This is a genomic window from Modestobacter excelsi, assembly GCF_005930495.1.
Taxonomy (GTDB): Bacteria; Actinomycetota; Actinomycetes; order Mycobacteriales; family Geodermatophilaceae; genus Modestobacter; species Modestobacter excelsi.
Genome location: NZ_SJEX01000014.1, coordinates 1 through 22,614 on the forward strand (window position 1 = coordinate 1; position 22,614 = coordinate 22,614).

Below are 22,614 nucleotides of genomic sequence, written 5' to 3' on the forward strand. Positions count from 1 at the left end.
GTCGCCGGTGGCGTCGCCGAGGACGGCGAGGCCGGTGCCGCACGCGGTGACCGGGATGTCGACGTCGATGGCCGGCGCCCCGCTGGTGTCCCCGCTGGTGGCCGGGGTGGTGGCGGGCGCAGTGCAGTCGCCGGTGGCGTCGCCGAGGACGGCGAGGCCGGTGCCGCACGCGGTGACCGGGATGTCGACGTCGATGGCCGGCGCCCCGCTGGTGTCCCCGCTGGTGGCCGGGGTGGTGGCGGGCGCAGTGCAGCTGCCGGTGGCGTCGCCGAGGACGGCGAGGCCGGTGCCGCACGCGGTCACCGGCACGTCGACGTCTGCGAGGGAGCCGCCGCCTCCGGTGCCCGTCGCCGGCGGGGCGGTCGGGCTGTTCGCGGTTGCCTCCCCGAGGACGGCGACCGCGTTGCCGGTGACCGTCACCGGCACGTCGACGCCCACGAGCGAGCCCGCCGACGAGCTCGCCGTCGGCGCGGCAGAGGGCTCGGCGTCCGGCTGCACGACGTCGATCCCCGCGACGTCCGCCGCGTTCCCGCTGATCGTGATGGGCACGGTCAGGCTGACCGCCCCGAGGTCGGCGGCGAGGGTGCCGTCGAGGGCGGGCAGGTCGATCTCTGCCGGGGTGCTGCCGGCCGTTCCGAGGACGGCCAGGGCGTTGTCGGTGACGGTGACCGGGACGGTCACGTCGGCCACGCCGCCGTCGGCCGAGGCGATGCCGGTGCCGAGCGCCAGCAGGCTGCCGGTGAACAGGCCCGTCTGCAGGGCGCGCTTCATCCACACGTTCATGAGAGGTGTCCTTCTCGAGGGTGGTGCCGGACTGAGGGGGACCGGTCCCGTCCGAGGGCGGGCCGGGTGGTGCCGCACGGTCAGCGCAGGGCTGACGGCGGCGGACTCAGTCGGGCGAGAAGGAGGGCTCGAAGGAGGCGGGACGGGCCGGTCGGGACCCGGTCCCGGGCGCCGCAGCGAGGGCGGCACCGAGCACCGTCCGCGGAGAAGAGGAGAGGTCGACCGGCGTCTGGTCACCGGAGGAGGAACCGGACCCTGCGGACGACGCGGGCGCGGACGTGGCGGGCAGGCCCGTCGGCGCAGCGGGCGCGGACCGTCCCGGCGTCGCCGGCACGTCCGAAGCGGCGAGGACCTCGTCCGTGGACGCCGGAGCAACCGACAGGGCCTTCGCCGGGGACGGCGCCGAGCCGTCGACCGTGTCGGCGACGGTCTCCGAGGGCGTCGCAACGGGCGGCGCGACGTCGGCGGGAGCTCCCGCCGTGGCGGGCACCGGGGCACCATCGCCGGTCGGCTCGGTCACCTGGGACACGGCCGGGGCGACGACGTCCTCGACCACGTCCTCGACGACGTCCTCGACGACGTCCTCGACGACCGGCTCGACCACGCCGCCGACGACCGGTGCGACGACCTGGTCGACGACCGGGACGACGACCGGGACGACGACGTCGTCCACCACCGGGACCACGACCTGGTCGACGACGGGCACGACGACCTGGTCCACGACGGGCACGACGACCTGGTCCACGACCGGGACGACGACCTGCTGCACCGTCGGCGCCATGACGTCGGTGACGACCGGCGTCACGACGGGGCTGACCACCGGGACCGCCACCTGCTGCGTCACCGGTGCGACCACCCCGCCGACCGGCGCGAGCAGGTCGGAGGCGAGTGAGACCACCGGGCCGGGCGCAGGAGCGACCTCCGCAGAGGCGGTCGAGGCGGCCGAGCCGAGCAGCCACAGGCCGGTGCCGACGCCGGCGAGCACCAGTGCCCGGCCGGCGGAGCGGCGGTGGCGGCGTCGCGGACGGACAGCGGGCGCGTCCTCGGTCATGCCACCTCCCCACTCCATGTGATCGGACTCTCACGACCAGTGAACAGGCTGCTGCCCGATCCGGCAGCCCGGAACAGGTCGCCCGATCAGGTGGACCTGCTCCCCAGCGGGATCACGGAGCGTCAGCCCGGGCGGGCTACAGCGGGACGGCCAGCCCTTCGGGGCTGGGCTGCTGCAGGGCCTCGGCGATGTCGGCCCGCATCGGTTCGAGCCCGGTGCCGGCGAGGACGACGTCACGGGCGAAGGTGTGCCAGCGGGCGGCGCGTCGGATCATCGAGTGCCCGCCGGCGATGGTGAAGCGGGCGACCCGCGCGCCGGCCCGTCGGGCGCGGACGGCGTGGTCGAAGGAGAGCCGGGCGGGGACCCAGCGGTCGCCGCGGCCGTGCAGGATGGCCACGGTCTGGCCGCGCAGCTGCATCACCGGCTCGCCCGGTGGCGTCCACGGGGCCAGCGCGCAGACGGCGGTGACCGACGGCTCGCCGCCGGCGCGGAGGGCGGCCCGACCGCCCATGGAGTGCCCGACCAGCACGATCGGGACGTCGGTGCCGTGCTGCTCGCGGAGCCGTTCGACCGCCCAGCGAACGTCCTGGAAGGCGTCGGCGGCCTCCCCGTTCCAGCCGGCGACGCGGTAGCGGACCAGGGCCGTGCCGATCCCCCGGTGCGCCGCGGAGGCGTGCACGAACTGGTCGATCGCGCGTATCCGGACCAGCGAGAGGGCGCGCTCCCGGGGCGGCTCGACGCTGGCGACGGTGCCGCCGTGGCAGAACAGCGCGAGGCCCCGGGTCTCGCCCTGCGCAGCGCGTTGCTCGAGGACCGGGACGAGCGGGTCGGGGCGGTCGGCGTCGGGTGTGGGGAACGGTGGCTGGGCGTCCACGGTGTCCTTCGGTGTCGGCGGATGCGGTCGTGCGGCGGCCGCGACGGAGCCCCGACCGGCGCGTCAGCGACCGCGGCGGGGCTTGCCTCCCAGCTTGACGCGTGCCCGGTCGCCGACGTCGCCGGCCCTGAGCAGGCCGTTGCTCACGGCGGTCGGGCCGTTGCGCTTCTGCAGGGCCAGCCCGAGGCGGCGGAGCAGGCCGGTGGCCAGCGGGGCGAGGACGGTGAGCAGGACCCACATGCGGAACCGGCGGGTGAGGAAGAGCCACATGATCAGGACTCTGCCCGGATCGTCGACCGGTCAACCGGACCGCGTCCGCAGGCCCCCGATCAGCTCGGGTCGGGTGCGAGGCGGACGACCATCTTCCCGGTGTTGCCCCCGCTCAGCAGCGCCCGGAAGGCGTCCACCGCGGAGTCCAGCCCCTCGACGACGGTCTCCCGCACCACCAGCGACCCCTCGCGCAGCCAGCCCGACACGGCCGGGACGAACTCCGGGCGCAGGTCGGAGTGCGAGCTCACGATGAACCCGCGCAGCGACAGCTGCTTGCCCACGACGAGGCCCAGGTTCCGTGGTCCCGGCGGCGCGCTGACCGCGTTGTAGTTCGAGATCGACCCGCACAGCGCGGCCCGCCCGAACGTCCGGAACGCGGTGATCGCCGCCTCCAGGTGCTCACCGCCGACGTTGTCGAAGAACACGTCGATCCCGTCCGGGGCGACACCGGCGAGCAGTTCGGCGACCGGGCCGTCGTGGTAGTCGAAGGCCGCGTCGAAGCCGATGGACCGCAGCCAGGCGACCTTCTCCGGCGTCCCGGCGCTGCCGACGACCCGTGAGGCCCCGCGCAGCCGGGCGAACTGGCCGACCAGGCTGCCCACCGCGCCGGCCGCCCCCGACACGAACACCGTGTCGCCGGACTGGAAGGACGCCAGCCGGAACAGCCCCGCCCACGCGGTGAGCCCGGGCATGCCGAGCACGCCGAGGTACAGCGACAGCGGCAGGCCGGGCAGCGGCTGGACCACCGACACGTGGGCGGCCGGCAGCACGGCGACGTCCCGCCAGCCTGCACCGTGCAGCACGAGCGCGCCCTCGGGCACGTCGTCCGACCGCGACGAGACGACCTGCCCGATCGCTCCGCCCTGCATCGTCTCGCCGAGCTCCCAGCTCGCGGCGTAGGACTTGACCGCGCTCATCCGCCCCCGCATGTACGGGTCGACCGACATCGCGATCGTCCGGACGACGACCTCGCCGGGCTGGGGGTCCGGGCGCTCGAGGGTCACCAGGGCGAAGTCGTCGTCCACCGGCTCGCCGTGCGGACGGCGGACCAGCTGCCACTCGCGGGTCGCGATGCTCACCGCGGGAAGTCCGGCTCGTTGCGCGGGACCACGAACACCTCGGGCACGAAGCTGGTGTCCGGCATCGTGACCATCGTCAGCACCATCCGGGCGACGTCGGCCGGCGGCATCATCCGGTGTGCCGGGATCCCCCAGCGCTCCATCATCGGGGTGTCCATCGCGGCCGGCACGATGCTGTGCACCCGGGCCGGGAACGGGGTCTCCGCACCGTCGGCGTCCACGGTCGCCTTCTCCCGGAGCTCCCGCTGGATGCACCGGGTGGCGCTGCGGAACGCGGCCTTGGAGCTGTTGTAGGCGATCGCCCCGGCTCCGGAGGTCACCGCGGACAGCGAGGTCACGTGCACGACGTCGGCGACGGTGCCCGCCGGCCGGTGCTGCACCACCTTGAGGAACTCGCTGGTCAGGAACACCGGCCCCTCGCAGTTGACCGCGTGCACCATCCGGTAGTCGGCGAGGTCGATGTCGGTGATGTAGCCCGGCCGGTCGATGCCCGCGACGTTGACCAGCAGGTCGAAGGCGTCGCCGTGCCGGGCGAACAGGTCGGTGACCACCCGGCGGCGCGCGTCGTCGTCGGTGACGTCGAGCGGGACCACCTCGGCAGCGTCGCCGATCTCGGCCCGGGTCTTCTCCGCCCCGGCGGTGTCGATGTCGCCCAGCACCACGGTGGCGCCGGCCTCGGCCAGCGCGGCGGCGACCGCGCGGCCCAGCCCGCTCGCGGCTCCGGTCACCAGGGCCACCCGACCCGACAGCTGCTCTGTGCTCATGTGCTCCCGTTCCTCATCCGCCGAAGTGGCCACAATGGCGGACGGCGACCGTTGCTGCAGCGCGGACCTGCTCCCGGACATGATCTTCTCCCGGGGCCACGACCCAGCCGGCGTCCCCCGACGGCAGGCAGACCGCCGTCTTCGGCGCCGGCTGCTCCTGGGGTGTCGAGAAGGGGCGGGGGCCCCTGGAGGTTGGCCGCCCCGGCGGCTGGGGGAAGGTGGACCCGTGGACGCAGCCGAACTGTTCGCCCAACTGCGTCGTGAGCCCGACGTCGACGCCCCCGACCTGGTCGCGGTCGACGCCACCGACCGGCTGCTCCTGGACGAGGCCGCGACCGACCTCGCCGCGCACCCCGGCGCCGTGGTCGTGCTCGACGACGGCCACGGCGCGCTCACCCTCGGCGCCGTCGCGCTGCACGGCGCCACCGACGTCCGGGTGCACCAGGACCTGCTGGTCGGTGAGCTGGCGCTGGCGGCCAACGCCGAGCGGACCGGGCTCACCGGGGCGTACCGCTCGGTGCCGGAACTGGACGCCGACCTGCTGCGCGGCGCCCGGGTGGTGCTGGCGAAGGCCCCCAAGAGCCTGGACGCGCTGCGGGAGCTGGTCCAGGTGGTGGCCACCGGCGCGGACCCCGAGGTGACGCTGTACGTGGGCGGCCGGGTCAAGCACATGACGCTCGGCATGAACGACGTGCTGGCCGAGGGCTTCACCGACGTGCACGCCACCCTGGCCCGGCAGAAGTCCCGGGTGCTCGTCGCCCGCGGCCCCCGCCCGGTGCAGAGCTCCTTCCCGGTCTGCCGGGAGCACGCCGACCTCGGCCTCACCGTCTGTTCGCACGGTGCGGCGTTCGCCGGGGTCAAGGTCGACCGTGGCACCCGGGCGCTGCTGGGTGCGCTCCCCGGCGCCGTCCCCGACGCCGCGACGGCGGTCGACCTCGGCTGCGGTACCGGGGTCCTGGCGGTCGCGCTGGCCGCGGCCCGGCCCGGGCTGTCGGTCGTCGGCGTGGACCAGTCGGCGGCCGCGGTGGCCTCGGCGGCGGCGACGGTCGCCGCCAACGGGCTGGCCGACCGGGTGCGGGTCGTCCGGGACGACGCCGCCGGCAGCCTCGAGGAGGGCAGCGTCGACCTGGTGGTCTGCAACCCGCCGTTCCACGCCGGCGTCGCGGTCTCCGAGACCCTCGCCCACCGGCTGTTCGCGGGAGCGGCCCGGGTGCTCCGACCCGGTGGCGAGCTGTGGTGCGTCTACAACAGCCACCTGCCGCACCGGAACGCGCTGCGCCGCATCGTCGGCCCCACCCGCCAGGTCACCCGCGACCCCACGTTCACGGTCACGGCCAGCACCCGGTCCTGAACCCCCGACGACCACCGGAACGAGAAGGTCCGCCGGAACTCCGCAGGACGGCTTGAGGACGTCGACGGGCGGTCGAACCTCCCGGCATCGACGGTGCCACCCCACTCACGTCGCTGCCCGAGGAGACCCCATGTCCTGGTGGACCGACCGCCCGCTCGGCGTCAAGCTGTCCGCCCTGGTGGGGGCCGGGTCCCTCGCGCTCGGGGTCTTCGGTGTCATCGCCGTCACCGCCCTGCAGGACACCGGCGAGCGCACCGACGAACTGCTGCTGACCACCACGGCGACCGGCTCGGCGCTCGAGGCGGACATGATGCACGACGCCGTCCGGGGTGACGTGCTGCAGGCGTTGCTCGACGGCGGCGGCAGCCAGTACGCCTCCGCGGTCAGCGACCTGCAGGACCACGCCGCGACGCTGCAGTCCTCGCTGGCCGCCGTCCGGGAGGGTGGCCTGGGTCGGGACGTCGCCGCGGCCGTCGACTCGGTGGCCGAGGAGGTCGACGCCTACCTGACCTCCGGACGGCAGGTCGTCACCCTCGCGGGCACCGACCGGGTCACCGCGGTCGCCGCCTACCCGCAGTTCCGCCGCGCCTTCGAGGAACTCGAGCGGGCGCTCCCGGCGGTGAGCGACGCCGTCGGCGCCCAGGCCGCAGCGGCGGCCACGGAGAGCCGGCAACAGCGCGAGTCGGCGATCGCCTCCGCGATCACCGTCGGCATCGGCGCCGTCCTGGTGCTCAGCGTGCTCGGCTGGGTGGTGACCCGGTCGGTGGTGCGCCCGCTGCGGCGGGTGCGCGCTGTCGTCGCCGGCCTGGCCACCGGCGACCTGCGCGGCAGCACCGGCATCACCAGCACCGATGAGGTCGGGGCCATCGCCACCGCGCTGGAGGCCTCGATGGGGACGATGCGCGGGCTGCTCACCACGATCGGGGACAGCTCCACCACCCTCGCCTCGGCGACCGAGGAGCTCTCGGCGACCGCGGAGGACATGACCCGGCTGGCGGGGGAGTCGGCGACGCAGACCGGCCGGGTCGCCGCCACCGCCGAGCAGGTGTCGGGGAACGTGCAGACGGTGGCGGCCGGCACCGACCAGATGGGCAGCTCGATCCGGGAGATCGCCCAGAACGCGGCCGACGTCGCCCGGATCGCCGGTCAGGCCGTCGGAGCGGCCGAGTCGGCCACCGCGACCGTGGGCAAGCTGGGTGAGTCCTCGACGGAGATCGCCACCGTGGTCGGGGTGATCACCTCGATCGCCGAGCAGACCAACCTGCTGGCTCTCAACGCCACGATCGAGGCCGCCCGCGCCGGCGAGGCCGGCAAGGGCTTCGCCGTGGTCGCCAACGAGGTCAAGGAGCTGGCGCAGGAGACCGCGAAGGCGACCCAGGACATCACCGCCCGGGTGGAGGGCATCCAGGCCGACACCCGCGGTGCGGTCGCGGCCATCGGCGAGATCGCCGCGGTCATCGCCCGGATCAACGACGCCCAGGGGACCATCGCCGCCGCCGTGGAGGAGCAGACGGCGACGGCCGCCGAGATGAGCCGCAGCGTCTCCGAGGCCGCCTCCGGGGTCAGGCAGATCGCCGGCAGCGCCGGGGCGGTGGCCGAGGCCACCAGCTCCACCACCCGGGCGATGGCCGACGCCCAGCTGGCCATCGACGAGACGGCCCGGCTCGCCGCCGAGCTCAGCACCGCCGTCGGCCGGTTCCGCTGCTGACACCCTGACGGAGGACCTCGCCCCGCCCACTCCCCGCAGGCTCGGGGCAGGACCTGGACGGGGCCTTTCCCGTCGGGCGGAGGAGGGACACACTCGTCGGGCATGACGACGACGTCAGCGCCTCCGCTCCCTCCCCTGGCCGACCGGATGCTCGCCGCGCTGCTGGGCAGCGCGGAGATCGCCGCGGTTGCCCTGGGGCACCGGCTCGGCTGGTACCGCTGCCTCGCGGACTGCTCCCCGCTCACCGCGGCGGAGCTGGCCGACCGCACCGGCACCGACGCGCGCTACGCCCGGGAGTGGCTCGAGCAACAGGCGGTCGCCGGCTACCTGGCGGTCGAGGATCCGAGCGCGCCGCCCGACGACCGGCGGTTCTCCCTGCCCGACGAGCACCGCGCCGTGCTCGTCGACGAGTTGGACCCGCTGTACCTGATGCCGCTGGCCGACGCCACGGTCGCCTTCGTCCGGCACGTTCCGCACCTTGCCCAGGTGTACCGGGGGATGCGCACGCTGTCCTGGGCGGACCTGGGCGACGAGGTCCGGGACGCTCAGGCCGCGGCGAACCGGCCCTTCCTGACCGGCGCGCTGGTCGAGGAGGTGCTCCCCGCCGTCCCGGGTGTGGACGACGTCCTCCGGACCTCCGGCCGGGTGGCCGACGTCGGGTGCGGCTACGGCTGGTCCAGCATCGCCATGGCCCGCCGGTGGCCCGCCGCCCAGGTGGACGGCTTCGACGTCGACGAGCCCTCGGTGCAGCGCGGCCGCCGGCACGCGGTCGAGGCGGGCGTCGCCGAGCGGGTCACGTTCAGCACCGAGGACATCCGGGAGCTGGAGGCCTCGGCCGCCTACGACCTGGTCACTGCGATCGAGTGCGTGCACGACCTGCCCGACCCGGTCGGGGTGCTGTCCGCGATGCGCCGGCTGGTCCGCCCCGGCGGGACGGTGCTGGTGGTCGACGAGGCGGTGGCCGAGGAGTTCACCGCACCCGGCGATGAGGTCGAGCGGCTGATGTACGGCTACAGCCTGCTCTGCTGCCTGCCCGACGGTCGGTCCCATGACCCGTCCGCGGCCACCGGCACGGTGATGCGCCCGGCCCTGTTGCGCCGGTACGCACGTGAGGCCGGCTTCAGCGACGTGGAGGTCCTCCCCATCGACGCCGGCTTCTTCCGGGTCTACCGCCTAGTGACCTGAGCCGCTCAGGCCCTGCTGCAGGGACCCGCCGCGAGCCTGCGGGTGGTGGGGGGCAGCAGGGTCCTTCGTCACCGGCGGCAGGGTGGACCACGGGAAGTCGATCCACGCGTCGGTCCTCTTCCACGTGTAGTCGCAGCGCACCAGCGAGCGCGGCTTCTCGTAGACGACGGCGGTGCGCACCTCGGTGACGTGACCGGCGCAGAAGTCCTTGACCAGCTCGAGGGTCCTGCCGGTGTCGGCGACGTCGTCGGCGATGAGCACCGTGGTGCCGCGCAGGTCGACGACGTCGAGGGTCGGCGGCAGGACCACCGGCAGCTCCAGCCGCTCGTCGATGCCGGTGTAGAACTCGACGTTCATCACGAAGAGGTTCTTCACGTCCAGCGCGTAGCCCAGCGCCCCGCCGAGGAACAGCCCGCCGCGGGCGATGGACAGGATGATGTCGGGCTCGAAGCCGCTGTCGGCGACCTGCTGCGCGAGTTCCCGGGCAGCCCGCCCGAAGTCGGAGTAGCTCAGGGTCTCGCGGTCGGCCTCGGCAGCTGCGCTCACCGGTGGATCGTCGCAGCCGGCGCGACGGCCGGCAGCACGGCGTCGCTCTTGTGCACGTCGCTCACCCAGACCGGCTCCGGATGGGTCTCGCGGCCCGCCATGACGTCCTCGGCGGTGCGCAGCTTCGCGACCTTGTGCACCAGCACCCCGAAGCCGACCTTGGCCAGCACGTCGGCCGCCGAGTAGGCCAGCTGCATGGTCGTCAGCCAGGTCGAGGTCACGTCGGCGAACACCGGTACGGCGTAGACCAGCGGGTACACGCCGAAGGTGGCCAGCAGCACGATGGCGGCGTTGCGCAGGCTGACCGCGGCCTCCGCGCCCATGGTCGGCAACGACTCCTGGACCGCCCTCACCAGCGCGAGGTACAGGTAGGCGAAGAAGACCGTGCTGATCAGCCCCCAGGTGACCAGTGCCGTGGTGCTGCGGCCGGAGTCCAGCACCTGGGAGCCGAGGTACCCGGTGAGGATCATCAGGAAGGCCGCGGTCATCGTGCTGGCCCGCAGCGCCCGGGCCCGCGCCCCGGCGATCGAGCACACCGCGAGCAGCTCGACGGTCAGCAGCGGCACGGTGACCGACCAGTCGATGTAGCGCGGCGACAACGACAGCCGTGCCTCCTCGTTGGGCACGTAGACGTCGCCGGCCAGGTCGAAGCCGCTGCCCCAACGGACGAACAGGACGGCGTAGGACAGCGTGGCCACCGCCCCGATGCACAGCCCGGCGTAGGCAGAGGGGCGGTAGCGGGCCCCCAGCTCCTCGCGGCTGGTCCAGGTGTAGAGGGTGTAGGCCAGCAGGGCGAACCCGGCCGCCACCAGAGCGAACTCGACGAGGTCGTACTCGCCCAGCGTCATGGTCTGCAGCTCGGGCGTCGGGGTGTCGGCCAGCTCCACGGTCTCTCCGGGGGTCGGGGTGCGGCCGGGCTCAGCCGATCGCCCTCTACCCCGCCACCGGTCAGCAGAACCCGGGCGTGCCCAGCCAGGCGGCGGGGGCGGCCGGGACGTCGTCCCGCAGGACCGCCCCCTCGATCAGCCCGTACGGCCGGTCGTCGGCGTGGTAGACCACCGCGCCCGGCCCGTCGAGGACGTTGTCCAGCCCGAAGGCGGACAGGTCCTGCAGGAAGTGGTGCTTGTTCGGCATCGAGAACCGGACCTCGGCGACGTCGCCGTGCTGCTCGAGCACCGCCTCCCCCATCGCGTACAGCGTCTGCTGCAGGGCGAGGGAGTGGGTGCCGGCGAAGGTCTCCAGCAGCGTCGTCCGGACGGCGTCGTGGGTGGCGTTCCAGTCCAGGTCGGTGCCGGTGTACCGCCAGCGGGCGGTCACGGCGGTGGCCAGGATCCGGTCGGTCGTCTCCGGGAGCGTCGTGTACCGGTCGCGCGGGAAGCCCCAGAACTCCGACCCGGTCGTCTTGAGGACGACGAGGTCGGTCAGCCCGGCCAGGACGTGCACGTCCCCGCCGTCGACCGTCACCACCGCCGTCCGCACCTCCCCGCCGGCCCGCCGGAAGGCGTGGTCGTGCGGCACACCGCCGACGGCGATCCGGTCCCAGCCGTAGGACTCGATCGCCACCCGCGCGCCGCTGACCCACTCGTAGGAGCCGGCGAGGTGCCGGGCCAACCGCAGGCCGAACTCCTCCGGTGAGCCGATGCCGTCGCGGGCGAAGGCGAAGACGGTGTTCTTCTGCGCGTCGGTGGTCAGCACGTGCCCGTTGTCGCCGGCGGTGTGCGCGGCCGCGAAGTCACCGCGCAGGGCGGAGCTGACGTTGAGGTCGACCAACGAGTGGCGGGGGGTCGAGCGGTCGACCGCGACGACGCGGACCTCCGCCTTCCCGTACTGGTTGGGCCCGAGGACGATCGCCATGCGCGCACTCTCTCCGCTCGACGTTGCTGCGAGGTTTCCCGTGGAACCGAGCTGACCCCGCTAGCTCCCGCGGTAGGTCGAGTAGCTGAACGGGGAGAGCAGCAGGGGCACGTGGTGGTGCTCGGTGGGCTCCCGGACGGCGAAGGTCAGCACCACCTCCGGCCAGAACGTCTCCCGGCCCTGCGCCTCCGACCACGCGCCGGTGGCGAACACGAGCCGGTGCGGGCCGGCGGCGGTCGCGTCCTCGGTCAGCCGGCACCGCCCGTCGGCGTCGGTCGTGCCGCTGGCGACCACGCCGTCGGCGTCCAGGAGCTGGACCGTGATCCCCGCAGCGGGGCGGCCGAGGACGGCGTCCAGCACGTGCGTCGACACGCTCATGGCGCCCCGTTCTCCATCAGCCGGCGCACCCGCAGCGCGGTGATCTCGGCCAGCTGCTGTGTCACCTCGGCCCGCTCGACCTCCACGTCGTTGTCCAGCCGGCGGTGCAGCTCGGCCAGCATCTCCTCCGCCGACCGGCCCGCGGCGCGGATCAGGAACACGTGGTGGAAGCGCTGCTCGTACGCCCGGTTGCCGGCCAGCACGGCGGCCTTCAGCTCGACGTCGGCGGCGGTCATCCCGTTCTGCTCCCGCCGCGACGACCGGGCCTCGGGGCTGGATCCGGTGACCCGGTCACCGATCCGTGGGTGGGCGGTCAGCGCGATCGCGACCTCCTCCCACGGCAGCCCTCGGCTGACCTGCTCCACCCGCCGCACCAGGGTGTCGACGTCCGGGTACGGCCGGCCGACCGCCACCTCGGTCGCGAACCGTGGCGCGGCGTTGATCGCCTGCAGCACGTCCTCGACCTGCTCGACCGGTTCGGAGTTGAAGCGCGTGAGGGCAGCGGGGACGGCGGGCTCGGCCACGTGGGAGAGGATGCCAGCTCGCGACCCCGGTCAGGAGACAACGGAGGCACGGTGATCCCCGAGCACGTCCTCGCCGCACTCGACCAGCAGCTGGCGCCCGTGGACGCCGCCCGGCTGGCCGCCTACCCGGGCGAGTCCCCGGCCCGGCAGCCGGTGCACACCTGCTACGTCCCGGCCGACGCCGTCGTCCCCGGGCTGGTGTCCGCCTGGGGTGCGACCGCGCTCGCCGCGCTCGACGAGCACGGCCTGCCCGACCTCGACCTGGACCCCGGCCTGGTCGCCGAGGTGCTGCCCCGGGTGCGCCGCAAGCTGGCCGCCGAGCCCGTCGAGGACCTGCGGGTCGACGCCGAGGACGGCTACCGGGGACCCCCGGAGGCCGAGGACGACGACGTCCGGGCCGCCGCCGCCGTCCTGGCCGCCGAGGCGACGCTGTCGCCGTTCCTGGGGATCCGGGCCAAGTCCCTGGAGGAGCCCACCCGTCGGCGCGGCGTCCGCAGCCTGGACCTGTTCCTGACCGGGCTGGCCGCGGCCGGCCGGGAGCGGGCCGTCGTCACCCTGCCCAAGGTCACCGCCGTCGAGCAGGTCACCGCGTTCCTGCCGGTCCTCGACGCGCTGCAGCGGACCAGCGGGCTCGCGCTGGACCTGGAGCTGCAGGTGGAGACGCCGCAGGCGGTGCTGGGCGCGGACGGGACGGCGACGCTGGCCCGGATGCTGCACGCCGGGCAGGGCCGGGTCACCGGCCTGCACTACGGCACCTACGACTACAGCGCCTCGCTGGGCATCGCCGCGGCCCACCAGGCCTCCGACCACCCCGCGGCCGACGCCGCGAAGCAGGCCATGCAGGTGGCCGTCGCCGGAACGGGCGCGCGCGCCGTCGACGGGTCGACCAACGTGCTCCCGGTGGGGTCGACGGCGGCGGTGCACGCCGCCTGGCGGGTGCACGCCGGTCTGGTCCGCCGGGCCCTCGAGCGGGGCTTCTACCAGGGCTGGGACCTGCATCCCGCCCAGCTGGTCACCCGGTACGTGGCCACCTACGCCTTCTTCCGGTCCGCGCTGCCGGCCGCGGCCGCCCGGCTGACCGCGTACGTGAGCCGGGTCGAGGGGGGCGTGCTCGACGAACCGGCCACCGCGCGGGCGCTGGCCACCGTGGTGCTGCGCGGGCTGGACTGCGGCGCCCTCGACGTCGCCGAGGTCGAGTCGGCGACCGGCCTGGACCGGGCCGCCCTGGACGGCCTGGCCGGCCGGCGGCGCTGCGCCGGGCACGGCGACACGCCGACGCGGGTCTTCACGTAGCGTGAACCTCGAGGCAAACGCGCAGGCCGACAGCGCGTCCGGACCCGGTGCCCGGCCGCTGCGGGGGTCGGTTGCGGTCCGCACGGGGCCGGTGATCGAGAATGCGACGGGTCGTCGAGGTCCCCGTGTCCCGGGAGAGGAGTGCTGCCAGTGACCGCCAGCCCGGTCGTCCCCACCGGGGTCCCCGAGCACGAGCTCCTCGTCGTCGACTCGGACGAGGAGCTGCGCAGCGCCGCCGCGGCCTTCCTCGGCGAGGGCCGGGCCGGCGGTGACCTGATGCGCGCCTCGCTCCCCGGCTGGCTGGTCGACGAGCTCGCGCCCACGCTGCCCGAGGTCACCTTCACCGCCGCGGAACGGGCGGTGTGGCGGCGGGAACCGGACCTCATCGGGTCGATCCGCACGGTCGCCACCGAGTGCGCGCCGCGCCGCTACCGGCTGCTGAGCCTGGTCACCGCCCCAGGAGGCCGTGCCTGGGACGAGCGCCGCCGCTGCGAGGCGATCACCAACCTGGCCTACGGGGGGCAGGCGGTCTCCATCCTCTGCCTGTACGACCGCCGGACGGCGCCGGAGGCGGCGCTGGCCGCCGCGGCCGCGACCCATCCGCACCTGCGCACCGGGCGGCACGGCCGCCAGGTCAACCCCCGGTACCGGGACCCCCGCGCGTACCTCGACGGGCTGGACGTCCCCGAGGAGCCCGTCCAGCGGACCGCGCCGGTGCTCGCGGTCGACGCCGCGCCGTCCCTGCCGCAGCTGCGGCACCAGCTCCGTGCCGCCCTCCGCGGCCGGGCGGGGGACCGGGACACCGAGGAGGACTTCCACCTGGCGGTCAGCGAGATCGCGGCGAACGCGTTCCGGCACGGCTCCCCGCCGGTGTCCGCCCGGCTGTGGGCCGTCCCGGACCGGCTGGTCTGCACGATCACCGATGCGGGCACGAGCTACCGCGACGCCACGGCCGGGTACCAGCCGGCCCACGGGGACGACCTCTCCCGCGGCGGCATGGGCCTCTGGCTCGCCCGCAAGCTGTGCGACCACGTCGACCTCGTCCGCGGGCCCGCGGGGTTGACCGTCCGGCTGGTCACCGCGCTCCGCTGAGCCGGGCTCAGCCGAGCTGCCGGACCACCCGGGCCGGGTTGCCGACGGCGAGGACGCCGGCGGGCAGGTCCTTGGTCACGACCGCGCCGGCCCCCACGACGGTGCCCGCGCCGATCGTCACGCCGGGCAGCACGATCACGCCGCCGCCCAGCCAGACGTCGTCGGCGAGGGTGATCGGCGCCGAGCCCTCCCAGCCCTCGCGGCGGCGGCCGACGTCCAGCGGGTGGGTGGCGGTGAGGAACTGGCAGTTCGGGCCGATCTGCACGAAGTCCCCCACGGTGATCCGGCCGACGTCGAGGAAGACCGCGCCCCAGTTGACGAAGACGTTGGCGCCGACTGTGACGTTGTAGCCGTAGTCGCAGCGCAGCTCGGGGCGGATCGTGGTGTTGACCCCGACCGAGCCGAACAGCTCGGTGAGCAGCTCCCTGCGGCGGTCGTGCTCCGGCTCGGCGTTGTACCGGGCGGTCAGCTCGGCCGCCCGGCGGCCGTCGGCGCGCAGGTCGGGGTCGTTGGCCTTGTACTCCTGGCCGGCCAGCATCCGGTCCTTCATCTCGCCCATCCCGGCACGGTAGCGGCCGCCGGATGTACCTCAGCCCTAAGGTGATGGCTGTGATCGTGGTGACCGCGGCGGGCGGGTCCACCGGGACGGCGGTGGTGCGGGCGCTGCGCGCCCGTGGCCGGTCGGTGCGCGCGGTGGTCGGCCGGCGCGGTCCGCGACCGGAGCTCACCGCGCTCGGCGCGGACGTCGTCGTCGCCGAGCTGGGCCGGCCGATGACCTGGTCGGGCGTCCTCGCGGGGGCCGAGGCGCTGTACCTGATCTGGCCGAACTTCGACCCCGACGAGGCCGACGGCGCACCGGCGCTGTTCGCCCAGGCCCGCCGGGCCGGGCTCCCGCGGTTGGTCTACCACTCGGTGCTGCGCCCCCAGCTGCGGGTCATGCCGCACCACGCGGCCAAGGACCGCGCTGAGGAGGCGCTGGACGCCAGCGGCCTGCGGTCCTGGCGGGTGCTGCAGCCGTGCGCCTACGCCGACAACCTCGACGGCCAGCTCGCGGCGGTGCGGGACGGCGGGGTGCTGCGGAGCCCCTGGGGCCTGCGGACGGCGCAGTCGCTCGTCGACCTGCGGGACGTCGCCGAGGCCGCGGCGGTGCTGCTGACCGAGGACGGGCTGGACGGCGGCACGTTCGAGGCCGCCGGCCCCGAGGCGCTGACCGCTCCCCGGATCGCCCAGCTGGTCGGCGAGCGGCTCGGGCGTGCGGTGCGGGCCGAGGACGTCGTCCCGAGCGGGGAGGTGCCCACCTCCTACGCCGCCCGCTGCCGCCGGACGATGTTCGACCACTACCGGGCGCACGGGTTCACCGGCAGCCCCCGGGTGCTCACCGACCTGCTCGGCCGCACTCCGCGGAGCTACGCCGAGCACCTGGCCGACCTGGACCTCGGCGAGCCCGGCCACCGCGATCGGATGCCGGCGTGAGCGACCGGGCCGGCGGGGACGCGATGGACGAGATCCTCCAGCAGTGGGCGCGGGAGCGCCCGGACCTGGACTGCTCGCCGATGGGCGTCATCGGCCGGATCAGCCAGCTGCAGCGTGAGGTCTTCCTGGCCCAGCGGGCCACCTTCGCCCGGCACGGGCTGGACGCGCCGTCCTTCGACGTCCTCGCCGCGCTGCGCCGGGCGGGGGAGCCCTACCAGCTCACCCCGACCGCGCTGATGCGCACCGCGCTGGTCACCTCCGGGGCGATCACCCAGCGGCTGGACCGGCTGGAGGAGAAGGGGCTGATCACCCGGGGGCGCAGCGACGCCGACGGGCGGGCCGTCGTCGTCACGCTGACCGACGCCGGCCGGACGGCGCTGGACACGGCCCTGCCCGACCACCTCGAGACCGAGCGGGACATGCTCGCCGGCCTGACCGACGACGAGCGCGACCAGCTGGGAGCCCTGCTCCGCCGCTGGCTGGTGGCGCTCGGCCGGGTCCCCGGAAGCGTCCCCGACCCCTCCTGAGAAAACACCCCGTCCCCCTCACGCCTCGCAAGCTCGGCGCGAGCCTCTGGACGGGGCGGGACTACGTCCCAGCAACTTAGGAGTGCTCGCGGGGGCGGTGGGTGGCCTCGTGCACGTCCTCGGGGGCGTCCGGACGGCGGTCGATCACGGTGAACCGGTGCCACAGGCCGCTCAGCTGCAGCGGGCGGGTGACGGAGTCGTCCCCGACGACCAGCGCCAGCTCGATGCCGCGCGGCTGGCACATCTTCTGCACCTGCACCAGCGTGGACAGCCCGGCGGAGTTCAGGAAGGTGACCCGACGGGTGTCCAGCTGGACCCGGCGGAGCTGGGGCGCGCCGAGCAGCAGGTCGGTCATCGCCCGCACCAACGGGCGGCGGGCCCCCTCGGTCAGCTCACCGGTCAGCGTGATCTCCGCTGCGTGCGCGTCCTGCGCGGTGACCTCGACGTCGACGCTGACTTCCGGTTCGTCCATGGCCCTGTCCTTCCCGGTGCTCGGACGGATCATGCTGAGGACCACGTTCTCACAGGGACGGCTGCTGCTCCGAGAGCAGCAGCAGGCTGTAGGCGGCCAGCGAGGGGCCGTCGGTGAAGCGGCCGTCGCGCACCATCGCCCGGAACTCGGTCTCCGGGACGAACGCCGTCCTCATGTCCGCCTCCGTGGCCTCGCGCGCGGTGGGCCCCGGGCTCAGCCCGGTGGCCAGCCAGACGTCGAACTCCTGCGTGGACAGCCCCGGCGCCAGGTCCAGGTGCCCGAGGTGCCGGAACCCGTCGGCCCGCAGGCCGGTCTCCTCGGCGAGCTCGGCCCGGCCCAGCTGCTCGGCCGTCCCGTCCGCGCCGGCTGTCCAGGTGCCCTGCGGGAACTCCCACGCCCGGCGGCCGAGCGGGTGCCGGAACTGCTCGACCAGCCAGAACCCGTCTCGCTCGACCGGGATCACCAGCCCGAAGTGCGGCTTCTCGACGACGCCGTACACGCCGGTCGACCCGTCCTCGCGGACGACGTCGTCCTCCCGCACCCGGATCCACGGGTTCCGGTACACCTCCCGGCTGCTCGTCGTCCGCATGCGACCTAGCCTCGCAGACGAGGAGGGGCACCGATGACGGAGCGCAAGCCGCAGGGCATGACCTTCGAGACGTGGGTCGAGCAGCAGATCCGCCGCGCGCACGACGAGGGCGCCTTCGACGGGCTGTCCCTGGCCGGCAAGCCGTTGCCCCGCCGTGACCGGGAGAAGTCCAGCTACGAGTGGGCGCTGGAGTGGGCCAGGCGCGAGGAGGGCGACGTCGGGGCGATGCTGCCCACCGGGCTGGCCCTGCGCAAGGAGCGGGAGGAGCTGCCCGCGCTCATCGAGCGGCAGACGTCCGAGGTCGCCGTCCGGGCGCTCGTCGTGGCGCACAACGAGCGGGTCGACCAGTACTACCGGCGGCCCGTGGAGGGCGTGTGGGTCCCGGTCGGGATGCCCGACGTCGAGGAGATGGTCGAGGAGTGGCGGCGCACCCGGCCGGCCGCCGTCGCGGAGCCCGACCCCGCGCCGGCGCCCCCGCCGTCCCGCCGTCGTGGCTGGTGGCGCCGCCGCGCGGACTGAGGCTCAGCCCTCCTCGTCGTCCTCGCTCCGCGCCTCCTCGGCGTGGTGGGCGGCGAGCTCGCGGGTGGCCATGCCACCGGTGCCGCCCTCGTCGTGCTGCCCGGGGTGCAGGTTCGGTTCCTCGGCCTGGTGCGCTGGCTCGGTCACGTCGTCCGACCCTGCCCGGACCCCGGCTGACCTGCCACCTGCACGAGTTGAGCTCTGCTCCACATGTGGAGCAGAGCTCAACTCGCCGGGACCCCTCCTACAGGAGGTCGAACTCGTTGTGGGTCGCGCCGCCGGCGAGCAGTGCGTAGCCCGGACCGCGGTCGAAGAACGGCTCCACCGCAGGGCGGTCGGCGCGCATCGACGCCCGCAGCGCCTCGGTCGCCCCGTGGTCCGCGGTGCCGTCCCCGGCCACGACCACGCCGTAGTCGGCCCGGGCGCCGGCCACCGACACCTTGCGCCACGCGATGTCCCGCAGCACCTCCTCGACCGGGCGGTCCAGCGGGTCACCCCAGCCACCACCGCCGGTGGTCCGCACCCGGACGACGGTGCCCGCGCGCAGCGGCTCGGCGTCGGCCAGCGCGTCGACCTCGTGCTCGTCCGGCCCGCCCGGGTCGACCGTGATCGAGAACGGGCGGCCGGCCTTGCCGCCGTTGACGCCCCAGCAGGACAGGATCGAGCGGTCCGCGATGGACATGAAGTGCGCGTCGCGGAGCACCCGGATGTCCTTCTCGTACCCGCAGCCGCCGCGGTACCGCCCCGGTCCACCGGAGTCCACCGCCAGGCCCAGCCGCTCGATCCGCAGCGGGAAGCGGGACTCGGTGAACTCGGTCGGCAGGTTCCGGGAGTCCGGGACGACGTGGATGGTGTCCTCGCCGTCGGCGTAGTACCGCCCGCCGGAGCCGCCGCCGAGCACCTCCCGCATCAGGTAGGGCTCGCCGTTGGCGTCGGTGCCGTAGACGCCGGTGTACCGGATCGTCTCCTGGTCAGCGGGCATCCGTCCGCCGGTCGCCTTGGCCAGCACCCCGGCCAGCACGCCGAGCAGCCGCAGGATCACGAACGTCCGCGCGTTGGTCGGCGCCGGGAAGATCGGGGTGAGCAGCGTGCCCTTCTCCGGGAACCGCATCTCGATCAGCGGGACGACGCCCTCGTTCACGTCGAGCTGGGCCATCCGCTCCGGGGTGGCGGCCAGGTTCCGCAGGACCGGCGCCAGCCACTTCTTGAGGAAGTTGCCGTCGGCGTAGTCGCCGCAGTGGTTGATCGGCCCCTTCGCCTGCGGTCCGGTGCCGGTGAAGTCGATGACCAGCGGTACGTCGGCCGAGCTGTCCATGGTCAGCGTGATCCGCTGCCGGTGCAGCTGGGGCGCCTCCACGCCGTCGTGCTCGGCGTAGTCCTCCCACACGTAGGAGCCGTCCGGGATCTGGGACAGGATCTCCCGCCGGTAGACCTCGGTCGAGCTGCTCAGGATCGACTCGAAGCAGGCCTCCACCGCCTCGACGCCGTACCGGTCGAACAGCTCGCCGAGCCGCCGCGCGCCGGCCAGGCAGGCCGAGCACTCGGCGTCGAGGTCCGCGGCCAGCGAGTCGGGCATCCGCGAGTTCCGGGTCATGATCGTCAGTGCGGCCTCGTTGCGGACGCCGCGGTCCCACAGCTTGATCGGGGGGACCATCAGGCCCTCCTCGAACACGCTGGTGGCCGCCGACGGCATCGAGCCGGGCACCGCGCCGCCGATGTCGTCGTGGTGGCCGAACGCCTGGATGAAGGCGACCACCTCCGGGGTGCCGTCCGGGACTCCCTGAGGGGACGACTGAGCGAACACCGGCACCGTCACGCACAGGTCGGGCAGGTGGCCGATGCCCCCCTCGGACAGGTAGACGTCGTTGTGGAAGAAGACGTCGCCGGGGTTCATCGTGTCGATCGGGTGGTCGCGGACGACCGGGTGCACCAGCGCCGAGTAGGACCGCCCGGTGAGCTTGCGCAGCTGCCGGTCGTGGATGCCGGCCCGGAAGTCGTGGGCGTCGCGGATCATCGGCGAGCGCGAGGTGCGCCCGATCGACGTCTCGACCTCCTTCTCGATCGCCGCCAGCGTGCCGGCGACGATCTCCACCAGGACCGGGTCGGCGGCGGGCTTGGTCACTTCTCCTCCTCGCTGGCGCTCGTCGGCGAACTGGCCAACGGTGCTCTGTCTCCGCGTGACCTCGCAAGCTCGGTCACTGGTTGGACTCCTTGGTGAGCAGCAGGTTCCCGAACCGGTCGACGGTCGCGGCGAAGCCGGGGTGGACGGGGACGGTCGAGCCGAACTCCTCGACGACCGCCGGGCCGACGACGACGTCGCCGGGCCCGAGGTCGGGCCGCCAGTGCAGCGGCGCCTCCGCCCAGTCGTCGAAGAACACCCGCCGGGTGCCGGTGACGGACCGGTCCACCCCGCCTTCCCGGCTCTTGAGCTCGACGATGTCCGGACGGCGGATCGGCCCGATGCCGCTCACCCGCAGGTTCACCCACTCCACCGCCTGGCGCGGGTCGGCCGCGAAGTCGTAGCCGTAGAGCCGGGAGTGCGCGGCGTGGAACGCGGTCGCGACGGCGTCCAGCGCGGCGGCGTCGAGCGCGCCGTCCGCGACCGGGACCCGCACCTCGAACGCCTGGCCCACGTAGCGCAGGTCGGCCGTGCGCTGCATCCGCTGCTGGTCGCGGGCGAAGCCCTCCTCGTCCAGCGCCGCGGCGGCTTGGGTCTCCAGGGCGGCGAAGGCGTCGGCCACGGCGGCGGGGGAGAGGTCCGCGTGCCGGGACACCATGGTCTGCACGTAGTCGTTGCGGACGTCGACGGTCAGCAGCCCGAAGGCGCTGACGTTCCCCGGGTTCGGTGGCACCAGGGTGCGGGGGAGGCCGAGGACGTCCATCAGCCGGCAGGCGAGCAGCGACCCGGAGCCGCCGAAGGTGGTGAGCGTGAAGTCGCGGACGTCCAGGCCGCGGGCGACGGTGACCTGGCGCAGCGCGTTGGCCTGGTTCCAGGCGGAGATCTCCAGGATGCCGGTGGCCAGCTGCTCCACGCCCATGCCGAGCTCGCCGCCGAGCCGCTCGAGCCCGGCCCGGGCGGCGTCGACCGACAGCGGGATCTCCCCGCCGAGCAGGTGCGGGGGGATCCGGCCGAGGACGACGTGCGCGTCGGTGACGGTCGGCTCCGTGCCACCGTTGTCGTAGCAGATCGGACCAGGGTCGGCGCCCGCCGACCGCGGCCCCACCTTGAGCGTGCCCTCGGGGGAGAGCCAGGCGATGGAGCCGCCGCCGGCGCCAACGGTGACCACGTCGATCATCGGGATCTTGGACGGGTACTCGCCGACCGAGCCCTCGGTGGTCAGCGTCGGCTCGCCGTCGATCACCACGGTGACGTCGGTCGAGGTCCCGCCGCCGTCGCAGGTGAGCACCCGGTCGAAGCCGGCCGTGCCGGCGATCAGCGCCGCACCCAGGGCACCCGCGGCCGGGCCGGAGAGCATCGTGGTGATCGGCTGGTGCACCACCTCGGCCGCGCTGAGCACGCCGCCGTTGCTCTTCATCACGTAGAAGGGGACGTCGGGGGCGATCTCGTCGAGCCGCCGGCGGATGTTGGTGACGTAGGCGCCCACCTTGGGCTTGACCGCCGCGTCGACCAGGGTGGTGACCGAGCGTTCGTACTCGCGGTACTCGCGGAGCACCTGCGAGCTGATCGACACGACGGCGCCGGGGTGCTCGGCCCGCAGCACGTCGAGCATCGCCCGCTCGTGGGAGTCGTCCGCGTAGGCGTGCAGGAAGCAGACGCCGACGGTGGTGATGCCGGCGTCCCGGAAGAACCGGGCGGCGGCGACGGCGTCCTCGGTGGAGAACGGGCGGACCTCGGCGCCGGAGACGTCCAGCCGGCCGCGGACGGTGCGCACCAGGTCGGCCGGCACGATCCGCGGCGGCTTGACCCAGAAGTAGCTGTTCCCGTAGCCGTCGGGCACCGACTGGCGGGCGATCTCCAGCACCGACTCGTAGCCCTCGGTGGTGATGAAGCCGATCCGGTCCAGCTTGCCCTCGAGCAGCTGGTTGGTGGCGACCGTCGTCCCGTGGCTCACCGCGGTGACGGCGCTGCCGTCCAGGCCCAGCTGGCCGAGCACCTTCTGGACGCCGGTGAGGAAGCCGTCGGCGGGGTCGGCCGGGGTGGACGGCGTCTTGGTCGTGGCCACCTCGCCGGTGTCCTCGTCGACGGCGACGACGTCGGTGAACGTGCCCCCGGTGTCGATCCCGATGCGGACGCGGCGAGCGCTCATGGGCAGAAACCTTA

25 protein-coding genes are annotated in these 22,614 nt (G+C 74.3%); 8 read left to right on the top strand and 17 right to left on the bottom strand.

The features are described from left to right. From FHL80_RS07170 to FHL80_RS07195, 6 genes are all read right to left on the bottom strand, one after another. On the bottom strand, positions 1 to 783 hold a 783-nt coding region (locus FHL80_RS07170; RefSeq protein WP_439331086.1), incomplete at its 3' end, for a hypothetical protein. A gap of 106 nt (positions 784 to 889) precedes the next feature. Continuing rightward, the gene (locus FHL80_RS25280; protein ID WP_216870507.1) at positions 890 to 1,834 is read right to left on the bottom strand and encodes a hypothetical protein; all 945 of its coding nucleotides are present in this window, start codon (positions 1,832 to 1,834) and stop codon (positions 890 to 892) included. Positions 1,835 to 1,970: 136 nt separating this feature from the next. Then, positions 1,971 to 2,708: an alpha/beta fold hydrolase gene (locus tag FHL80_RS07180; protein ID WP_138732767.1), complete on the bottom strand. Its 738-nt coding sequence runs from the start codon at positions 2,706 to 2,708 to the stop codon at positions 1,971 to 1,973. A gap of 63 nt (positions 2,709 to 2,771) precedes the next feature. After that, positions 2,772 to 2,978, bottom strand: coding sequence for a hypothetical protein (locus FHL80_RS07185; RefSeq protein ID WP_138732768.1), 207 nt, complete (start codon positions 2,976 to 2,978; stop codon positions 2,772 to 2,774). A gap of 59 nt (positions 2,979 to 3,037) precedes the next feature. Further along, positions 3,038 to 4,057 carry an NADP-dependent oxidoreductase gene (locus FHL80_RS07190; protein ID WP_216870508.1) on the bottom strand — a complete coding sequence of 340 codons (1,020 nt, stop codon included), beginning with the start codon at positions 4,055 to 4,057 and terminating at the stop codon, positions 3,038 to 3,040. Next, entirely contained in the window at positions 4,054 to 4,821 is a 768-nt protein-coding gene (locus tag FHL80_RS07195) for an SDR family NAD(P)-dependent oxidoreductase (RefSeq protein WP_138732769.1), read from the bottom strand. Before FHL80_RS07195 ends, FHL80_RS07190 begins: the two co-directional genes overlap by 4 nt. A 226-nt stretch (positions 4,822 to 5,047) precedes the next feature. Here FHL80_RS07195 and FHL80_RS07200 point away from each other — a divergent pair, with 226 nt between their 5' ends. The 3 genes from FHL80_RS07200 to FHL80_RS07210 all read left to right on the top strand — a co-directional run bounded on the left by FHL80_RS07200 (position 5,048) and on the right by FHL80_RS07210 (position 9,065). Further along, positions 5,048 to 6,172: a class I SAM-dependent methyltransferase gene (locus FHL80_RS07200; RefSeq protein WP_138732770.1), complete on the top strand. Its 1,125-nt coding sequence runs from the start codon at positions 5,048 to 5,050 to the stop codon at positions 6,170 to 6,172. A gap of 130 nt (positions 6,173 to 6,302) precedes the next feature. Next, positions 6,303 to 7,880, top strand: a complete 1,578-nt coding sequence (locus FHL80_RS07205) for a methyl-accepting chemotaxis protein (protein ID WP_138732771.1) — start codon at positions 6,303 to 6,305, stop codon at positions 7,878 to 7,880. A gap of 102 nt (positions 7,881 to 7,982) precedes the next feature. Continuing rightward, a complete protein-coding gene (locus FHL80_RS07210; protein WP_138732772.1) occupies positions 7,983 to 9,065 on the top strand; it encodes a class I SAM-dependent methyltransferase in 1,083 nt (360 codons plus the stop codon). Here FHL80_RS07210 and FHL80_RS07215 read toward each other — a convergent pair. The 5 genes from FHL80_RS07215 to uraD form a co-directional block, all read right to left on the bottom strand. After that, entirely contained in the window at positions 9,054 to 9,611 is a 558-nt protein-coding gene (locus FHL80_RS07215) for a phosphoribosyltransferase (RefSeq protein ID WP_138732773.1), read from the bottom strand. The genes FHL80_RS07210 and FHL80_RS07215 overlap by 12 nt on opposite strands. Beyond that, positions 9,608 to 10,498 (bottom strand): bacteriorhodopsin, encoded by an 891-nt coding sequence (locus tag FHL80_RS07220; protein ID WP_246078516.1) that lies wholly within the window; start codon positions 10,496 to 10,498, stop codon positions 9,608 to 9,610. Before FHL80_RS07220 ends, FHL80_RS07215 begins: the two co-directional genes overlap by 4 nt. Before the next feature lie 61 nt (positions 10,499 to 10,559). Beyond that, positions 10,560 to 11,465: a factor-independent urate hydroxylase gene (pucL, locus tag FHL80_RS07225; protein WP_138732774.1), complete on the bottom strand. Its 906-nt coding sequence runs from the start codon at positions 11,463 to 11,465 to the stop codon at positions 10,560 to 10,562. Positions 11,466 to 11,525: 60 nt separating this feature from the next. Continuing rightward, positions 11,526 to 11,843: a hydroxyisourate hydrolase gene (gene uraH / locus FHL80_RS07230; protein WP_138732775.1), complete on the bottom strand. Its 318-nt coding sequence runs from the start codon at positions 11,841 to 11,843 to the stop codon at positions 11,526 to 11,528. Continuing rightward, positions 11,840 to 12,367, bottom strand: coding sequence for a 2-oxo-4-hydroxy-4-carboxy-5-ureidoimidazoline decarboxylase (uraD, locus tag FHL80_RS07235; protein ID WP_138732776.1), 528 nt, complete (start codon positions 12,365 to 12,367; stop codon positions 11,840 to 11,842). The genes uraH and uraD overlap by 4 nt, the downstream gene beginning before the upstream one ends. A gap of 51 nt (positions 12,368 to 12,418) precedes the next feature. Between uraD and FHL80_RS07240 the strand changes: the two genes are divergently transcribed. Both FHL80_RS07240 and FHL80_RS07245 read left to right on the top strand, forming a co-directional pair. Then, a complete protein-coding gene (locus tag FHL80_RS07240; protein WP_138732777.1) occupies positions 12,419 to 13,660 on the top strand; it encodes a DUF6986 family protein in 1,242 nt (413 codons plus the stop codon). 150 nt (positions 13,661 to 13,810) lie between these two features. Then, positions 13,811 to 14,752, top strand: a complete 942-nt coding sequence (locus tag FHL80_RS07245; protein ID WP_216870509.1) for an anti-sigma factor RsbA family regulatory protein — start codon at positions 13,811 to 13,813, stop codon at positions 14,750 to 14,752. Positions 14,753 to 14,759: 7 nt separating this feature from the next. Here the strand turns inward: FHL80_RS07245 and FHL80_RS07250 are convergent, their stop codons facing one another. After that, entirely contained in the window at positions 14,760 to 15,311 is a 552-nt protein-coding gene (locus FHL80_RS07250; RefSeq protein WP_138732779.1) for a sugar O-acetyltransferase, read from the bottom strand. Positions 15,312 to 15,355: 44 nt separating this feature from the next. Here FHL80_RS07250 and FHL80_RS07255 point away from each other — a divergent pair, with 44 nt between their 5' ends. Further along, a complete protein-coding gene (locus FHL80_RS07255) occupies positions 15,356 to 16,225 on the top strand; it encodes an SDR family oxidoreductase (protein WP_246078517.1) in 870 nt (289 codons plus the stop codon). Next, on the top strand, positions 16,222 to 16,752 hold the full coding sequence (locus FHL80_RS07260; protein WP_246078518.1) for a MarR family winged helix-turn-helix transcriptional regulator: 531 nt from the start codon (positions 16,222 to 16,224) through the stop codon (positions 16,750 to 16,752). Before FHL80_RS07255 ends, FHL80_RS07260 begins: the two co-directional genes overlap by 4 nt. Positions 16,753 to 16,828: 76 nt before the next feature. On the opposite strand, the gene FHL80_RS07265 is transcribed toward FHL80_RS07260, so the two are convergent. Then, the gene (locus tag FHL80_RS07265; protein ID WP_138732781.1) at positions 16,829 to 17,224 is read right to left on the bottom strand and encodes an STAS domain-containing protein; all 396 of its coding nucleotides are present in this window, start codon (positions 17,222 to 17,224) and stop codon (positions 16,829 to 16,831) included. A gap of 49 nt (positions 17,225 to 17,273) precedes the next feature. Then, positions 17,274 to 17,813: an NUDIX domain-containing protein gene (locus tag FHL80_RS07270; protein WP_138732782.1), complete on the bottom strand. Its 540-nt coding sequence runs from the start codon at positions 17,811 to 17,813 to the stop codon at positions 17,274 to 17,276. A 33-nt stretch (positions 17,814 to 17,846) separates the two neighbouring features. On the opposite strand from FHL80_RS07270, the gene FHL80_RS07275 reads away from it, so the two are divergent. Continuing rightward, positions 17,847 to 18,332 carry a DnaJ family domain-containing protein gene (locus tag FHL80_RS07275; protein ID WP_138732783.1) on the top strand — a complete coding sequence of 162 codons (486 nt, stop codon included), beginning with the start codon at positions 17,847 to 17,849 and terminating at the stop codon, positions 18,330 to 18,332. 3 nt (positions 18,333 to 18,335) lie between these two features. Here the strand turns inward: FHL80_RS07275 and FHL80_RS25285 are convergent, their stop codons facing one another. From FHL80_RS25285 to FHL80_RS07285, 3 genes are all read right to left on the bottom strand, one after another. After that, positions 18,336 to 18,479, bottom strand: a complete 144-nt coding sequence (locus FHL80_RS25285) for a hypothetical protein (RefSeq protein WP_216870510.1) — start codon at positions 18,477 to 18,479, stop codon at positions 18,336 to 18,338. A 97-nt stretch (positions 18,480 to 18,576) separates the two neighbouring features. After that, positions 18,577 to 20,454, bottom strand: coding sequence for a hydantoinase B/oxoprolinase family protein (locus FHL80_RS07280; protein ID WP_138732784.1), 1,878 nt, complete (start codon positions 20,452 to 20,454; stop codon positions 18,577 to 18,579). A 73-nt stretch (positions 20,455 to 20,527) separates the two neighbouring features. Continuing rightward, entirely contained in the window at positions 20,528 to 22,600 is a 2,073-nt protein-coding gene (locus FHL80_RS07285) for a hydantoinase/oxoprolinase family protein (RefSeq protein WP_138732785.1), read from the bottom strand. Positions 22,601 to 22,614: the final 14 nt, after the last annotated feature.

Bases quoted from the DNA above. Each gene is read 5' to 3' on its own strand.
- FHL80_RS07255 (WP_246078517.1), top strand. From the start codon at position 15,356: ATGGCTGTGATCGTGGTGACCGCGGCGGGCGGGTCCACCGGGACGGCG.
- FHL80_RS25280 (WP_216870507.1), bottom strand. From the start codon at position 1,834: ATGACCGAGGACGCGCCCGCTGTCCGTCCGCGACGCCGCCACCGCCGC.
- FHL80_RS07185 (WP_138732768.1), bottom strand. From the start codon at position 2,978: ATGTGGCTCTTCCTCACCCGCCGGTTCCGCATGTGGGTCCTGCTCACC.
- pucL (WP_138732774.1), bottom strand. From the start codon at position 11,465: ATGGCGATCGTCCTCGGGCCCAACCAGTACGGGAAGGCGGAGGTCCGC.
- FHL80_RS07195 (WP_138732769.1), bottom strand. From the start codon at position 4,821: ATGAGCACAGAGCAGCTGTCGGGTCGGGTGGCCCTGGTGACCGGAGCC.
- FHL80_RS07250 (WP_138732779.1), bottom strand. From the start codon at position 15,311: ATGGGCGAGATGAAGGACCGGATGCTGGCCGGCCAGGAGTACAAGGCC.
- FHL80_RS07265 (WP_138732781.1), bottom strand. From the start codon at position 17,224: ATGGACGAACCGGAAGTCAGCGTCGACGTCGAGGTCACCGCGCAGGAC.
- FHL80_RS07270 (WP_138732782.1), bottom strand. From the start codon at position 17,813: ATGCGGACGACGAGCAGCCGGGAGGTGTACCGGAACCCGTGGATCCGG.
- FHL80_RS07210 (WP_138732772.1), top strand. From the start codon at position 7,983: ATGACGACGACGTCAGCGCCTCCGCTCCCTCCCCTGGCCGACCGGATG.
- FHL80_RS07275 (WP_138732783.1), top strand. From the start codon at position 17,847: ATGACGGAGCGCAAGCCGCAGGGCATGACCTTCGAGACGTGGGTCGAG.
- FHL80_RS07205 (WP_138732771.1), top strand. From the start codon at position 6,303: ATGTCCTGGTGGACCGACCGCCCGCTCGGCGTCAAGCTGTCCGCCCTG.
- FHL80_RS07285 (WP_138732785.1), bottom strand. From the start codon at position 22,600: ATGAGCGCTCGCCGCGTCCGCATCGGGATCGACACCGGGGGCACGTTC.
- uraH (WP_138732775.1), bottom strand. From the start codon at position 11,843: ATGAGCGTGTCGACGCACGTGCTGGACGCCGTCCTCGGCCGCCCCGCT.